17 protein-coding genes are annotated in these 14,828 nt (G+C 54.2%); all 17 read left to right on the top strand.

The genetic code is table 11. From position 1 onward, the window contains the following. Positions 1-186, top strand: a 186-nt coding sequence (locus KNP76_RS13250) for a hypothetical protein (RefSeq protein ID WP_214844805.1), incomplete at its 5' end; no start/stop codon positions are given. Positions 187-360: 174 nt separating this feature from the next. Then, positions 361-849, top strand: coding sequence for a helix-turn-helix domain-containing protein (locus KNP76_RS13245; RefSeq protein ID WP_214844804.1), 489 nt, complete (start codon positions 361-363; stop codon positions 847-849). Positions 850-1,147: 298 nt separating this feature from the next. After that, the gene (locus KNP76_RS13240) at positions 1,148-1,330 is read left to right on the top strand and encodes a hypothetical protein (protein WP_051622697.1); all 183 of its coding nucleotides are present in this window, start codon (positions 1,148-1,150) and stop codon (positions 1,328-1,330) included. Between the two features lie 12 nt (positions 1,331-1,342). After that, positions 1,343-1,567, top strand: coding sequence for a hypothetical protein (locus KNP76_RS13235; RefSeq protein ID WP_214834187.1), 225 nt, complete (start codon positions 1,343-1,345; stop codon positions 1,565-1,567). Positions 1,568-1,633: 66 nt separating this feature from the next. Next, entirely contained in the window at positions 1,634-2,734 is a 1,101-nt protein-coding gene (locus KNP76_RS13230; RefSeq protein ID WP_214844803.1) for a hypothetical protein, read from the top strand. A 143-nt stretch (positions 2,735-2,877) separates the two neighbouring features. Beyond that, positions 2,878-5,112 (top strand): VirD4-like conjugal transfer protein, CD1115 family, encoded by a 2,235-nt coding sequence (locus KNP76_RS13225; RefSeq protein ID WP_214844802.1) that lies wholly within the window; start codon positions 2,878-2,880, stop codon positions 5,110-5,112. 16 nt (positions 5,113-5,128) lie between these two features. After that, the gene (locus KNP76_RS13220; RefSeq protein WP_214844801.1) at positions 5,129-5,383 is read left to right on the top strand and encodes a hypothetical protein; all 255 of its coding nucleotides are present in this window, start codon (positions 5,129-5,131) and stop codon (positions 5,381-5,383) included. A 5-nt stretch (positions 5,384-5,388) separates the two neighbouring features. Further along, positions 5,389-5,796, top strand: coding sequence for a hypothetical protein (locus tag KNP76_RS13215; RefSeq protein WP_115336763.1), 408 nt, complete (start codon positions 5,389-5,391; stop codon positions 5,794-5,796). 20 nt (positions 5,797-5,816) lie between these two features. Then, entirely contained in the window at positions 5,817-7,778 is a 1,962-nt protein-coding gene (locus KNP76_RS13210) for a pLS20_p028 family conjugation system transmembrane protein (RefSeq protein ID WP_371816251.1), read from the top strand. Between the two features lie 6 nt (positions 7,779-7,784). Next, positions 7,785-8,084: a DUF5592 family protein gene (locus KNP76_RS13205; protein ID WP_214756857.1), complete on the top strand. Its 300-nt coding sequence runs from the start codon at positions 7,785-7,787 to the stop codon at positions 8,082-8,084. 1 nt (position 8,085) lies between these two features. Further along, entirely contained in the window at positions 8,086-8,706 is a 621-nt protein-coding gene (locus KNP76_RS13200; RefSeq protein WP_214844799.1) for a hypothetical protein, read from the top strand. Between the two features lie 17 nt (positions 8,707-8,723). After that, positions 8,724-10,676: a VirB4 family type IV secretion system protein gene (locus KNP76_RS13195; RefSeq protein ID WP_214844798.1), complete on the top strand. Its 1,953-nt coding sequence runs from the start codon at positions 8,724-8,726 to the stop codon at positions 10,674-10,676. Next, on the top strand, positions 10,676-11,782 hold the full coding sequence (locus tag KNP76_RS13190; RefSeq protein WP_214844797.1) for a lysozyme family protein: 1,107 nt from the start codon (positions 10,676-10,678) through the stop codon (positions 11,780-11,782). The genes KNP76_RS13195 and KNP76_RS13190 overlap by 1 nt, the downstream gene beginning before the upstream one ends. Before the next feature lie 30 nt (positions 11,783-11,812). After that, on the top strand, positions 11,813-12,391 hold the full coding sequence (locus KNP76_RS13185) for a hypothetical protein (RefSeq protein WP_214844796.1): 579 nt from the start codon (positions 11,813-11,815) through the stop codon (positions 12,389-12,391). Further along, positions 12,392-13,231 carry a hypothetical protein gene (locus KNP76_RS13180; protein ID WP_214844795.1) on the top strand — a complete coding sequence of 280 codons (840 nt, stop codon included), beginning with the start codon at positions 12,392-12,394 and terminating at the stop codon, positions 13,229-13,231. Between the two features lie 192 nt (positions 13,232-13,423). Next, positions 13,424-13,675, top strand: coding sequence for a hypothetical protein (locus KNP76_RS13175; protein ID WP_214844794.1), 252 nt, complete (start codon positions 13,424-13,426; stop codon positions 13,673-13,675). Beyond that, the gene (mobP2, locus tag KNP76_RS13170) at positions 13,668-14,822 is read left to right on the top strand and encodes a MobP2 family relaxase (RefSeq protein WP_214844793.1); all 1,155 of its coding nucleotides are present in this window, start codon (positions 13,668-13,670) and stop codon (positions 14,820-14,822) included. Before KNP76_RS13175 ends, mobP2 begins: the two co-directional genes overlap by 8 nt. Positions 14,823-14,828: the final 6 nt, after the last annotated feature.

Here is a 14,828-nt window from a genome sequence, read left to right as displayed (position 1 = left end):
TGGTATAGTGTCCGCACTGAGTGGCTCAGTTGTCCGCACTCGGTGGCTCAGAAGAATGCACAAGTGGCTCATTTTAAATGCAATAATCAACCCTACCACAATCTCTTGACATCAAAATATTTGTCATTATTTTCTACCTTCAATGCGTTATTTTTTACAGTTGTGCGACAAAACCAAAAATATTGAGTTACTGTTGCTCTTTATCCCTTGTATAAAGCGGATTCGACAAGAATCGTCAATTGTAAAATTTCTGACATATCAGAAAACTGATGATTTTTATTTCTAACCCTGTTATATTGGAACCAACAAAAGGAAACATCTGTTTGGTCGCCGCTCTGGTCTACAGAAAGGGGAAGCCATATGTATCGATTCGGGGAGTGGTTGAAGGAGAACCGCCGGCTCTCGGGCTGGTCACAGGTCGAACTATCGGAGAAGACATTCGGAGAGATTTCACAGCCCGCCATCAGCCAGTATGAACAGAACCGCTCGGTGCCCTCAATCGCGGACATTGACCATTTAGCCCGTGCGTTCGGACATACGCTCGCGACGGTCCCGTGGGACATCATCGACTTCGGATACGGGGCGAAACGTTCCGTCACCAAGCTCGAGCGACGCCGGTTCGACCTGAAGGAACTGCCACAGGCCGACTCGGTCCGCACCTTCGACGGGAAGATCTATGAGCTGCATGGCTTCATCGGCATCGAAAAAGGAAGCGGGGAGGCAGTGGAACTGACGCAGCTCTATTACCGGATCCGTACCGTCGTCAGCGATGCCCACGTGCTCGCCAAACGGAAGAACCCGGACGACGAGCTCGTCCACGTCAAGAAACGGAAAAACGTTCGACAATAACCGACACCGGCGCAGCAGCACATCCTTAAGGATGGTCTCCTCCAATCACATACCGGCGTGTCCCTCATCAGTGACCGGGTGGGCGGGATTTACGCACAGATGGTTCGGCGAGAGTCGCCTAAAACTCGCCACAAGGTCACCACATCGTTCCGGGTCATCGAAAAACCCTGTACAGTTCCTTAGAATCGTGAGGAGCGGAGTTCGTGGGGGAACGGCTAAAAACCCACCGCATCGAATCCGACTGTCCTTAATGATGTGCTGCTGCACATCAAGAGACCAAGGGAAGGAAGTGTGTACGGTGGCATCAAAAGAACAGAAACAGAACCGCAGCTTCGCCGAGAAACTCTTACGCATCCGTGGGAAGGACTATGAGGAGTGGCTCGACGAGCAGCATCAACAGGTCATCCAGGACAACCAGGAACTCATTTTGGAGGCGCTCGAGGCGAAGCTCAACTTCAAGTCGCCGGCGCACCAGGACTAAGGAGGGAACGACATGGGACTCAATGAGACAGGGCTCAGCTTACTTCAGTTCTTTCAGGGACTCGCCGTCATCGCCGCGGCCATTGCCTTCGCGATCGGGGGCTTCTACTTCATCTTCGGCGGGGATCGCGGACGCTCGAAGGCCGTCGGTTGGCTCGTCGGGGGCGCCGTCGGACTGATCATCGTCATGGGTGCGTTCACGCTCGCCGAGCTGGTCGACCAGAACATCAAATTCTAATGAACACCCACGCAGCGTTCCAATCGGAAGGCTTTTTTTGTTGCTTGAAACGAGAGGAGGCACGAGATGCTGTTTGTACGATTCACCGATGTGCCGGACACGCGGCTCCAGAACTATGAACGTCTCCCCTTCGCCGAGGCAGTCGTGGCAACACATGACCTGCATCATACGCTCAGCGAGGAAGGGACGACCTGTTCCGGTGACTTCCGGCTCTTCGATCAGAAAGATGAGCTGCTGTATCGGGGGACGTTCACGTTCGGGACCGGAGGGACCTATCCGAACCTGTATCATCAAGTGAAAGACCGCGTGCAACGGATCCGGACAAAGAAGGAGGACCATTCTAAGAAGATGTGGCTCCTCGACGAGATCGAGTCCGAGACACCGGACGACTATAAGCGCCAATCCGTTAAACAAATCACAACCGTGTCGTCGACCTATCAATCAAGCCTGACCCGACTACAGCGCCGCCTCATCTACGGGGCGGCCACGGCTGGAATTCTCTTCACATCGTTGTTCACTGCCACCCAATGGTTCATTGATAAAGAGGCACACGCTGAGCAGCTAACCTGGGGCGAACAGGCGTGGCTAGATGCTTACGACCAGGCGCTCCAAGGCGAGGAATCTTCACTGATACAACTGTTTGAGCGAAAAGACCGGTCTGAGGAAGAGGATGCCTTATTGGCCGACCTCTATCTCGCAGAAGGCGCAGACCAGAAAGCACTTGAGCTCACGGATGACCCGATCCTGATCGAGACGAAGCTGGCCGGGCTCAATCTATCCGACCAGGAAAAATTGGAACGTCTCCGGGACTTCCAAGCGTCACATCCGACCGATGAGGGCGCGTTCGATATCGCAACACTGGAACGGGACCATGAGACCGTGGCCAATACGAAAGACGTGGAGTGGACTGCTCCCCGCGTCTCGGCGAAAGTGACCACCTATCTTTACCTCGGAGACATCGAATCTGCAAACGAATGGGCGTCCAAGACGAACGACCCTGCCGTACAAGAAAAAGTCGACAACTATCAAGACATTACGGCCATGATTGACGGACTGAACAAGAAACTGAAGGAAACTTCTAGCAAGGACACCTCGGCCCGTGAGAAGATTCAAGCCGCTATCGCTGCTGAAGAAGGCAATCTAGAAACGATTCTTTATTCAGATTAAGGTAGGTGAAATAATTGAGAACTCCGTCTCTATCACCACGATTCCCGATACGTCTGATTTTCCCCGCCCTGTTCTGCCTGTTGGTGGTGCCGTCCGGGATTTTTTATCTGCTGAATGGGGTCTACAACATCATTCGACAAATCATGACCCCGATTGTACAAGACGGGCTGTTGGCCGGAGCGACGATTCCGACGCTCTCACCCTCCTTGTTCTTGGAGGTGAGACTTCCCTCTTCGACCGTCTTGATTGGACTGGTCGCGTTCAGTCTGTTCATCGGACTGGTCGTGTTCGGCAAGATATGGCTGAACTTCCGGGATCTGCGGAAGAATCAGAAAGGGAGCGCCCGCTTCACCTCATTCGATGAACTGAAACAACAGTATCGCCGCGTCCCGGACCGGAAGAAACGGTATGACGGATCAGGTGGTGTCCCGGTCGGACGGGTCAAGAACGAGCTGTTCATCGATGACTCGCCCGTCAACAACCTGGTCATCGGGACGACCCGGTCCGGCAAGGGCGAGACGTTCGTCTTCTCGACGATTGACCTATACAGCCGGGCGCGTGACCAAGCGAGCATGATCATCAACGACCCGAAAGGTGAGCTCTTCGCTGCCTCGAAGGAGACGCTCGAGCAACGCGGCTATCAGGTCGAGGTGTTGAACCTGATGAACCCACTCCAATCGATGTCGTACAACCTGTTGCAGCTGACGATCGACGCGTTTTTAGAAGAGAACTACTCGCTCGCCCAACAGTATGCGCGCTCGGTCGCCTTCATGTTGTACCATGACCCGAAGGCGCGAGACCCGTTCTGGGCCAACTCGTCGATCGACCTGTGCACGGCGCTCATCCTCGGGCTCTGTGAGGAGGCGAAGGACACGCCGGAGAAGATCAACATGTACAACGTCGCCCTCATGCTCTCGGACCTTGGCTCCCGGACGGTCGTGACGCGGCAGGGACAGGAAATCTCCGCGCTCGACGAGTTCTTTCAGCGATTTCCTGAGAACCACCCGGCCCGGCTCCAGTTCGCGACGCTCCACTTCTCGGGTGGTCAGACACGGGCAAGCATTTTGGCCAATACGAATGCGAAGCTCGGGATCTTCACCTTGAACGGGACCGGAAAGCTGACGTCGATGAACTCGCTCGACATGCGACGCATCGGATTCAACCGTTGGATCAGCGGACGGGCGGAGCCACTAACACGACTCACGTTAAAATTCCCCGATGGGACGACCCATGCTCTCACGACGGACGACGATGGCAGCTTCATCGTATACCATACGTCACCACTCCAAATTGGGGACCTCATTCAGATCTCAACCGACTCAAGCACTTCGACGATCCAGCTGGAAGCGCATGACGAGTTGAGTGGACGGTTCCGCTACTCCATCGACGGGACGATACAGATTCGTGAGGTGATGCACCAGCTCCGTCCCGTGGCGGTGTTCCTCATCGTCCCGGACTATGACCCGACGTTCAACGTCATCGCGTCGCTCTACATCAAACAGGTGTACACGGCGCTCGCCCGGGTCGCCTCGCAGACGAAACAAGGCAAATGTGAGCGCCAAGTCGTCTTCCTTCTTGATGAGTTCGGGAACATGCCTCCAATCGAGGGTATGGCCAACATCATCACCGTCTGTCTCGGGCGCAACATGCGTTTCAATCTCGTCATCCAGGCCTACTCCCAACTTGAGAACTTATACGGGGAGGATTGGAAGACGATTGACGGTAACTGCGGGAACACACACTATCTGTTGACCGCGGACGAGTCGACCGCCGAACTAATCTCGAAGAAGCTCGGTGAGGCGACCATCGTCACGAAATCGCGGTCCGGTCAGACGTTCTCGCTCAAAAAATCGAAGACGGAGAACGTGGACGGCCGTCGGCTCATGACGGCGACCGAGGTCATGGGACTCAAAGAGGGCGAGATGCTCATCATCCGTGTCATCAAGCGTCAGGACACGAAGAAACGACGTATCCAGTCGTATCCGATCTTCCTGAGCGGCAAGACGGCGATGAAGTACCGCTACGAATACCTAGCGGACGACTTCGACACGGACCGCTCCCTGCATGACATCGACATCCCCTGCCGTCACGCCGGTCTCGACTTCGAACAGATCCGTATCCGTTTTGCGAAGAAAGAGGACGAAACGGAAATCAACGCTCCATCGAAGCAGGAAGATAAGTCCTTGACGGTACGAGATGTGCTTCAGGACAGCATCCTCCGCTCCATGTTCGAAGGACATGACATCGGCGGGATGTCCCTCCCCGAGTTCGAGACGAACCTGAACCTAGGAGTTTTCGACGTCACCGACAGCCAGAAGAGCTTTTTGAGCACGATGATCGCGAAGCGACTCGAGAAACTGAAGCAAGGTACACCGTAGAGAGGAGGCCGAACCCATGGCCGAGAGTGCGAGAGAGAAGCGAATCCAGAACGAATTGCGTGTCGTCGCGAGGATCATCGAGACGCAACGCGTCCGCCTCGAACGGGGCGACGTGCTCAATATCCAGACGACCGATGGCTTTCTGACCGTCTATCAGGACGACACCTCAGACACCCCGAAAACTGTTACACTAATAGATAAGTTCGACTTCCGGGTCAACCTGAAGGTCGCGGATCTACTGAAGGGGAAAAATCGTCTAACGGAGGGGTAAACGTTATGAGGAAAATCTTGATTGGTGTCCTACTCGGAAGTTCGTTACTTTTAGCATCATGTGGTGCCGAAAGTTCGAATTATCTTTCTACGACTTCTGTTGAAGAAATTGCAGATATTAAAACTGAGCAAGAAAGTGCATACGTTCTTGTAGACAGCGATAGTCAAGGTAATGAAGGGGCTTACGTTGATACTGTGCGAGAAGTCGCCACGGAAAAAAAGAAAGACGTTCTCTTATTCAATCCGTTTCAGCCTAATGGGGAAGATCTTGAAGAACGTTCTACCCAAGAACATCCTGAACTTAAAGGTGGCAGATTGTACGAGATGACTGACGGTGAAATCAGTCGTGAATTAAATGTATCTGCCCTTACAGAAGATGAATTAAAGGAGCAAGTCACTACTTTCATTAAATAGCCTCTGAATGGAGGGATTCTATGGGTGATAACGAAGTCGTAAACAAGCTACAAGAGTTCACTGATATCCTTAGTCTCAGTACATTGGTACTGGATGCCCTCCGCTCAATGGGTTGGATTTTAATACGTGGCTTAGCAGTATTAATTGATGGACTTGAAAAAGTGACTGACAGCATATTACTAACGAAAGCATTTTTTAATAACTCTCAAGTGGTTGAATTCGTTTCTACGATTCAACCTTTTTTGTACGTTCTTTTAGCTGCTAGCTTCCTATTCACGGGTTACCTCATCATCTTTCAAAAGAAATTTGATCGAGAAGGATTTTTAATCAATCTGTTTATCACGGTGCTCATTCTCGGACTATTATCTCCAACGATGACGCAAGTAAGTGAATTCAGTGATACCGCGATTGATTTCACAACTCAAAACTCTGGCGAAAACTCTTCAAGTGAATCGATATCAAATCAGATTTTACGAGAAAACATTCATGATTTGATTGAATATGACCGAAACGATTTTTCCGGTTTGGAAGGTGAGGCTTTGAACTCTCTGCCTCAAAGTCATTTACGAAATATCGATATCAACGAGGTATTCGATAGTAATGAATTTCGCTTGGGAAGTACTGGCGAACAAATCTCTCAGTCCAAACTAACCTGGAATGGTGAAACGATGGGAACCTCGAAACTCGACCAAGGTGGCGTCGAATGGAACAACCAGTATTACTACCGCTATCAGCCGAACTGGTTGACCATCTTCGTGACGCTCGGGATCATGGGCTTCACATTATTCTCGATTGCCTACAAACTGGCGCGCCTGTCGTTCGAGCTCGCCTTCAACTATGTCTTGGCGATCCTCGTCGCCCCGGCCGACCTGCACAGTGGTCAAAAGACGAAGAAGGTCATCCAGAGCATTTTGAACACGTTCCTCGTGATCATCCTGATTTTCGTCTCCATCAAGTTGTATACAATCGGGACCGCCTACCTCGCGGAGACGTTGGACGGGTTCGCCTATCTGATCGCCCTCATCGCCTTCTCGGTCGCGTTGATCGACGGGCCGAACATGGTCGAGCGGCTGTTCGGGATCGATGCCGGGCTCAAACGAGGCTGGGGTGTCGCGCTCGGCGCCTATGCCGCCGGGAAAGGTGTGACCTCGGCCGGTGCCCATGCGGTCTCAAAGGTCGCGAGTGCCGCACATGGCGCACCAAAGATGCCATCGCTCCATGAGGCCGCGACGGCTCGGATGGAATCGAATGCCATGCCGCAGAACGGTTCACCGCTTAATGTGGAGACTCAAGCGTCAAAGCGGATGGACGCTGATAGACAAACCGATCCAGATGGTGTTGCTCAGACGAATCAAACCGCAAGTCGTACTCAACCTGACCTAGAGAAACCGACAAATCCGAAGGACGTTGCGCAATCAATCAGTGGTCAAGAATCAGAACTTGAAGCGCAAGGCTCTCCACACGTGAACGAAGCGTCGGGTCGCCCGTCTCCTGAATCGATTCATGCGACGAACCCTGAATCGATTACCGAACGTGCCGACCATCCAACAACGTCATCGGAGACGCAAAGACCGGAGTCGATTCACGACCATTCAAGTTCTGGTCAATCTCCAATCCCTGCTTCGTCGACTCTCGAATCGGTCACCGGGTCCACCGATACCACATCCGGACCAGGCCGTCGTCACAATGAATCAGTAGACAGAAATGACGTGACGACACCGACACCTCATGAGGTACCACCTTCAGGCGACTCATCCTCGTCTTCGTCCTCTACGACAGGTTCGAATGATTCGACAACAGAGAAACGCCAAGGACGCGCCCGACGGACCATCCATCAAGACACCGTGCTCGACGTCGAGACCGAGGTCATCGAACAGGTGCGTGAGAATCAGACACACCGCCATACTCATAACCATGAAGAGTCGCGACGGATCTATCCGACCTCGCCACCGAAACCTGACAACATGAAGAAAAAGGAGTGATGACCCATGCGCAAATACCGGATCCCGAACGAGGTCACGACCGAGCTCAAGATCAACAAGATGCTCTATTTGCATGACTTCCTGTTCCTCGTCGGGCTCATCGTGCTCCGGCTCGTGACGCTCCAGTTCATCCCGTCCGTGCTACACATCCCGTTCACGGTCTTCCTCATCATCTTCGGGCTGTTCATGGTACTCCGGCCGGCCACGAACCCGCAGAAGCGGATGGTCCATGCGCTCTACTACGCGCTCGTCAAACGCAAAGACACCTATCTCGCGCTCGATGCGCAGACGAAAGGACGTGAGTGAGATGGCTTTCATTGAAGACACGCTAAGGGAACCGAGACGCACAGGCACCTGGCTCGACGAACAGGACGTGGTCGAGAAACGGAAGCTCAAAGACAAGGTCGTCGTCAAACCAACGGTCGCCGAACTGATGCCGGTCGTCGACATCACCGGCACTGAAATGTTCGAGATGCGGGACGGGACCTATCTCGACATGGTCCAGCTCACCTCGAAAGACATCTATTCACTGAATGAGGAGGAAAAAGACCATGACGTGTTCTCGCTCGCTTATCTTTTGCAGGCATACACGCACCCGCTCAAGGTCGTACCACTGAACACGCCGCTCAGTCTCGATCGGCAAAAGATCAGCATCGAACGACAGATTCGACAAAATCAGACACCGGCCTACCTGCCATTTCTACTCAAAAAGAAGCAGGAGCTCGAATACCTCGAGGAGCATCGCACCAATCGCGATTATCTCCTCTTTTTTTATGCCGACGACGAGCGGACGCTACGGGAGCGGAAGACACACCTCTATAAACTGCTCCGGCGCTCGAACCCGATGCGCGAGCTGACGCTCGACCAGAAGGTCCATGTGCTCTATCAGCTGAACAACCCGAACACGAAACCGCAACTCGACACCTGAAGAAAGGAGTGACGCGCATGTGGCAGCGCCTGCGTGAAAAGTTATCCAAACAACAGGACCCGGAGATTGTCAAAATCAAGAAAGGCTATAACCCCGACGTCATCGCCAAAATCCAGCCGCAGGGTGGTATTAAGTTCGACGCCAATTTCGTCCGGCTCGGGGACGGCTACCTGTCGTGTCTCCATGTTTATAAATATCAGTCGCTCGTCTATGACTACTGGCTCGAACCGATCCTGAACATGCCGGGCGTTTTGACGACGCTCGACATCGGGACGGCCGACAAGCGTGAGATCATCCAGACCATCAACAAATCGATGGCCGAACAGAACACACGCTTTGAGAACGCGAAGGACAACATCGACCGCATCGACGCCCGGGAGACGTATAAGGAGCTGAACGAGCTCTACGAACAGATCACCCAGGGCGAGACGATGAAATATCTGCACCTACGCCTCTATGTGAAGGCGAAGACGCTCGACGCGCTCGAGGTGAAGGTGCAGGAAGTGATGGAAGAGCTCGAGGCCCGAAACTTCCGTTCGACGATCTTCCTGAACGAACAGGAATGGGAATGGCAGAGCCTGTTCACGAGCTATGATCAACAACAAAAGCTCCCAAACCGGCGCCGTGGGAAAGAGATTCCTTCCCTCTCTATCGCCGGCGGCTACCCGTTCCACTTCACGTCGCTCCAGGACGCGACCGGCACGTATTACGGGACGACCGACACGAACGGTAGCGTCATCTTTGACCTGTTCCATAAGGACAAACAGCGCAAGTTCTATAACGCGCTCATGATCGGCAAGATGGGGTCCGGCAAGTCGACGCTCCTCAAAAAGACCGTGCTCGACCAGGCGATCAAGGGCAACAAGATACGCATCCTCGACGTCACGGGCGAGTTCTCCGACCTCGTGCGTCAGCTCGGCGGAAAGGAAATCGCGCTCGACGGGTCGGCCGGGCTCATCAATCCGCTCCATGTCTATAAGACGGTGACGAATAACGACGGCAGTGCCAACGAGGCACTCTCGTTCATGCAGCATCTCTCGAAGATGGCCGTATTCTATCACTACATCAACCCGGCGGCGACGCAGGAAGAGACGAACGAGTTCGAGATCCTGCTTCGCGATTTATACGTTCGGCACGGACTCTGGGACGAACAAGGTGAACTGCCGATCACGACGCACCCGGCGAACCGGTACCCGACGTTCTCGGACTTCTTAACTCTCGTGCGGCGCGAGCTCTATACGGATGACACGCGCACCTCGATCAAGGATGCGATCAGTCCGAACCGGGTCCGGCGCCTCGAGAACATCGAACTCGCCGTCACGAACCTCGTCCATAACTACGGCAACATCTTCGACGGACACTCCTCGATCGACCGGTTCGACGAAGAGCTCATCGTGTCGTTCCCGCTCCGGAACCTGACAAGCCTACGGGACGAGGTGTTCCAGGCGCAGGTGTTCTCGCTCATGAACATGCTGTGGGACGGAATGATTGCCAACGGGTCGAGCCAACTGAAGGCGTATAACCAGGGCGTGCTCCGGACCGAGGAGGCATGCAAGTACCTCATCGTCATCGACGAGGCGCACCACTTGATCAACACGCGCGACATCGCCCAACCGGCCATCCTGTATCTGCAACGTTGTATGCGCGAGGCGCGCAAGTATTTCGGCGGCATCTTCTTCGTGTCGCACTTGATCACCGACTTCGTGCCGGCCGGATCGAAGTCCGAGAACGCCGAGAACGTCAAGTCGCTCTTCCAATTGACGCAATACAAGATTATCGGCGAGCAGGACGCGGAGAGCATCCCGATCATCCAGACGGTGTTTGATGGCCAACTCTCAAACTCCGAGATGCGCATCATCCCCTCGCTCGAGACGGGGCGTGTCGTCCTCAGCATCTCCGGCGTGCAGAACCTCATCTTTGACGTCGACGTCGCACCCGAGGAGCTCGCTTTGTTCGGTGGAGGTGCCTGATGTGGGCGGCCGCGAAACGGACGGCGCGCTTCGCCATCACAGCGAAATGGCAGCTCGCGACGCTCAAGTGGCGACTCATCCTGCTCGGCATCGCGGCACTTGTCTTGTTCCTGGTCATCCTCGTTGTCGGCATCCTCGACACGCTCACAGGTGTCCAGAACGAACAACCGACCGACGTCCCGTTCGACACCGCCGGTGGTCTCCAAGTGAGCGACCAGGTGCTCCAATATCGGGGCTTGGTAGAAAGTGAACTGACGAAGCACGGACTGACCGAACAGACGAACCTCGTGCTCGCGCTCATGATGCAGGAGAGCGGCGGACGCGGGAACGACCCGATGCAGGCGAGCGAATCGAAGTGTGGACGCATCGGATGCATCACCTCCCCCGAGGAGAGCATCGTCTACGGCGTCGAACATTTCGCCGCCGTCTTCGAACGGGCGAACCGTGACGTGCAGCTCACGCTACAGAGTTACAACTTCGGAGGCGGCTTTATTGACTATGTGCAACAGAACGGAGGACGGTACTCGAAAGAGCTCGCCATCTCGTTCTCCCAAATGATGTACCAACGCGTGAAACACACCGGCATCTACCGCTGTCATCGTCCGAGGGCGGTCCAGCACGGTGCCTGTTATGGGGACATCGAATACGTCGACGCGGTGTTGAAATACCTCGCGCCGATCGCCGTCGCCGACGGGGTCATCACGAAAGAACTGTTGTCGGGGTTACGTTCCCCGCTCGCCATCCCGCTCAACGTGACATCGCGTTTCGGGTGGCGCGTCGTCTTCGGACAACGGGATAACCACACCGGTATCGACTTCAGTTGCACCCCGTCCGACACGATCCACGCGGTCAAGAGCGGCACCGTCATCTATAGCGGGAACCGCGGACCGTACGGCAATCTCGTCCAAGTCCGACACGACAACTACATCACGGCGTACGCGCACCTGAGTCGTCTCGGCGTCCAGACCGGGCAACAGATCGACGCTGGGCAGGCGCTCGGGTACTGCGGCACGACCGGCCGTTCGAGCGGGAACCACCTACATTTCGAGATCAAGACGAGCGAATGGTCCGGTCATATCGACCCCGCCCCGGTCTTTGGATTTTGAGTCATAGATGTATGGAAAGGAGGAAGACGAATGAACTTCACCGCACGTCACCTCGCGTATCTATTCGGGGTACTGCTTGTCATTTCACTCGCGGCGAACGCCTTTTTCTATCAACAAGTGACGGCTGTCACCAGTACTTCAGGTGCGAGTGAGACGAAAAATGAGAGTGTCACTTCCCCTGAATCGGAAACCTCCGAAGAGACGTCGTCGGACACTGAACCAGTCGTCGCTTCAAAGCAGACGTCACGAATGGAAGATTTGACGACACGCGCGACGCGTTTCGTCGAGTATGCCTTCACCATCACGAAGGACAGTTACACGACCCAAAAACGACAAGCGAAAGAAGTCATATCGGAAGAACTCGCGGCCAATCTCTTCGCCGCGGACGGCAGTGACGTCGGCACGTTTGAGACAACCGTCCGCGACATCGAGGTGTTCCCTTCTGTCTCCGGAGAAGATTGTCTCGTCCGGTTCAAACAGGACCTGGTAATCACCGAGACGGGTTATGAAGAGACGACGCAAGAACTGTTGGCCTTGACGTTCGAGTCCATCGACGGGCGTTTGGTCGTCACCGAGATGGAAGACCTGACACCGGAAGGAGGAATCTAGATGCGACGACAAACGCGACGACGCCTCACTCAGAACGTCTCCCGAATCTACCTCGGACTCGGCGTATTCTTTGTCGTCGGCTTTCTCTTCTTCGGTACCTCGTCGTTCTTCTTCGCCGAAGAATCACCGGTCAATGAGACGCCGATCAACGAGGCAATCCATCTCTCGAACGGGGAGACCGTGACGCTCCACGCGTCCAGTTACGATACGGAGGCCAAGACAATACGCATCCGACTCTCGCTCGATGAAGCACCAGGTAACACGAACGATCATCTCTTCCGCTATGTCTATAAGGCACGTCCGGATTCCGAGAAGGAAGTCACGTTGCTGTACGAACGTAACGACCAATACGTGCTCGAATTGAAAGATGTGCCGAGCGACTTCGACCAGCTCGCTGTCCGGATTTACGGATTGGATGAGTCACAATCGATCGACACACTCACCCCTGAGGAACGGGAGAACAGTCTTTTGACGTCACTCTACGCCGACCGTCGGACCATCGAACATGCGAGCCACGATTCATCTGACGAGACAACTTTCACGAGACTATTCGTCGAGGACGCGCTCGCGGAGACCGAACGACAGTTGGAAACAGCACAGCAGTCGGCCAAGGCGCAGCGACAACAAATTAAGCGACTCGACCGTTACAAAGAAGAGCTCGAAGGCGAACTCCCCTACCTCTCGCTCGACGAACAGGTCGAACAGGAGAACGAGATTTTCGACCTCGGCCGGAAGCGTGACGAGCTCACACTCGAACTTGAAAAGCTCGAACAGTCGGTCGCAGCGCTCGAAGAAAAGCACGACAAACTGCGTGTCCGACTCCGGGAACTGTCGATTTAAGTGGCACATTTCGTGCCAAATCGTTGGTTTTATTGGCACATTTCGTGCCGTTTTCGAACTTTTGGTGATATCACGGAAACCCCAGGCTCTGCCTGGGCTATCACGACAAGTGATAGCAGTTTCCCCTTATGCTCTTTGAACGAACTTTTAGGACGTTGGCAATATGTAGCCCCTAGAAAGGTGGTCAGGAAGATGAACCTGTTACTCCGCGACATCGATCCCGTCATCGTGAAGCAGATCGATGAATGGGCAAAGGAAAACAACCGCTCCCGGCAACAATATTTGAAAGAGTTGCTCGCCTCCTGGTGCGCGAACGGTATTCAATCGACGCAAGTCGAGCGGCTTGAGCGACAGCTCGAGGCGAACACGCTCCACCTGAAACGAAGTGCGGACGAGCTCGCCGAAGTGACCCGGTTGTTGAACGAGGTGATGCAGGATGCGTGAGACGCCAGGTGTCATCATCAAGTCGAAGTTCAAGGTACCGGGCACGAAAAAAAAGTCGCGTCGTTACACGACGTACCTCGACTACATCAATCGTCCCGACGCAAAAGATAGCCGAGAACAGTTCGAGACGTACCACGATTACATGGAAGACGAGACGAAGTCGAGCGGCCTGTTCACGCGTGAGGACAATCGATTGAACGACGAGAAACGTCGCACCGTCCGCGACATTTTCAAGCACGCGCAAGCGAACGGGAGCATCCTCTGGCAGGACGTCATCTCGTTCGACAACGCCTGGCTACGCGAGACTGGCGTTCTCCACGACGACCTCATCGACGAGAAACGATTGATCCAGGCGACACGGAACGCGGTCGAGGCGATGCTCCAAAAAGAGAAGATGGTCCATGCCTATTGGACCGGTGCCGTGCATTACAACACCGACAACATCCACGTGCATGTCGCCATCGTCGAGACGAGCCACATGCGCGAGCGCGGCAAACGCAAACCAAAATCGATCGAGCTGATGAAGTCGAAGGTCATCCATTCCCTCGCCGACCGGACGAAAGAACAGGAGAAACTGAACGCCTTCATCCGCAACGAGTTGGTCGCCCATAAACTGAACCGGAAGATTCCAACGCTCCCGAACCGTGTCCTGCACCCCGATCTCGTCCGTCAGTTCAAGGACATCTATGAGCGGTTGCCGGAAGACAAACGACAGTGGCGCTACAACATGAACGGGATGCAGCCGCTCCGTGAATCGCTTAACCGTCTGACCGATAGTTATATCGACATTCACTTCAAATCAGAGTTCCAAGCCTTCAACGAGCGGCTCGAACAGGAGGTGTCGTTCCATCGTCGCAGCTACGGCGACACGGAGAAGGCTGAGCGTTACCGGACGACGAAGCGACAGGACCTCTACACCCGGATGGGGAATGCCATCCTCTCCGAGATGCGAGACTTGTCAAAAGAACAGGTGACGTTTGAGAAAAATGGAGCCCCAAAACATCCGGTCCGACGCGCATTTAACCAACAAAAGCTATTCAACGAATCACTCTACCGAATCGAGCGGCATATGAACGACGAGTTCGAACACCTGAAGAATCAACGTGCTTTCGAACAGTTGGAGCGGGACATCGAATATGGAAAGTGAGGGAGG

The sequence above is a fragment of the Exiguobacterium sp. s150 genome, from assembly GCF_018618435.1.
Lineage (GTDB): Bacteria > Bacillota > Bacilli > Exiguobacteriales > Exiguobacteriaceae > Exiguobacterium > Exiguobacterium alkaliphilum.
The sequence above is the reverse complement of the archived record's forward strand: the minus strand, read 5'-3'. Positions and strand labels throughout refer to the sequence as shown.

Coding starts and splice junctions, on each gene's coding strand:
- KNP76_RS13190 (WP_214844797.1), top strand. CDS start 10,676: ATGTGGGCGGCCGCGAAACGGACGGCGCGCTTCGCCATCACAGCGAAA.
- KNP76_RS13215 (WP_115336763.1), top strand. CDS start 5,389: ATGAGGAAAATCTTGATTGGTGTCCTACTCGGAAGTTCGTTACTTTTA.
- KNP76_RS13180 (WP_214844795.1), top strand. CDS start 12,392: ATGCGACGACAAACGCGACGACGCCTCACTCAGAACGTCTCCCGAATC.
- KNP76_RS13195 (WP_214844798.1), top strand. CDS start 8,724: ATGTGGCAGCGCCTGCGTGAAAAGTTATCCAAACAACAGGACCCGGAG.
- KNP76_RS13235 (WP_214834187.1), top strand. CDS start 1,343: ATGGGACTCAATGAGACAGGGCTCAGCTTACTTCAGTTCTTTCAGGGA.
- mobP2 (WP_214844793.1), top strand. CDS start 13,668: ATGCGTGAGACGCCAGGTGTCATCATCAAGTCGAAGTTCAAGGTACCG.
- KNP76_RS13210 (WP_371816251.1), top strand. CDS start 5,817: ATGGGTGATAACGAAGTCGTAAACAAGCTACAAGAGTTCACTGATATC.
- KNP76_RS13225 (WP_214844802.1), top strand. CDS start 2,878: ATGACCCCGATTGTACAAGACGGGCTGTTGGCCGGAGCGACGATTCCG.
- KNP76_RS13185 (WP_214844796.1), top strand. CDS start 11,813: ATGAACTTCACCGCACGTCACCTCGCGTATCTATTCGGGGTACTGCTT.
- KNP76_RS13200 (WP_214844799.1), top strand. CDS start 8,086: ATGGCTTTCATTGAAGACACGCTAAGGGAACCGAGACGCACAGGCACC.
- KNP76_RS13245 (WP_214844804.1), top strand. CDS start 361: ATGTATCGATTCGGGGAGTGGTTGAAGGAGAACCGCCGGCTCTCGGGC.
- KNP76_RS13175 (WP_214844794.1), top strand. CDS start 13,424: ATGAACCTGTTACTCCGCGACATCGATCCCGTCATCGTGAAGCAGATC.
- KNP76_RS13220 (WP_214844801.1), top strand. CDS start 5,129: ATGGCCGAGAGTGCGAGAGAGAAGCGAATCCAGAACGAATTGCGTGTC.
- KNP76_RS13205 (WP_214756857.1), top strand. CDS start 7,785: ATGCGCAAATACCGGATCCCGAACGAGGTCACGACCGAGCTCAAGATC.
- KNP76_RS13230 (WP_214844803.1), top strand. CDS start 1,634: ATGCTGTTTGTACGATTCACCGATGTGCCGGACACGCGGCTCCAGAAC.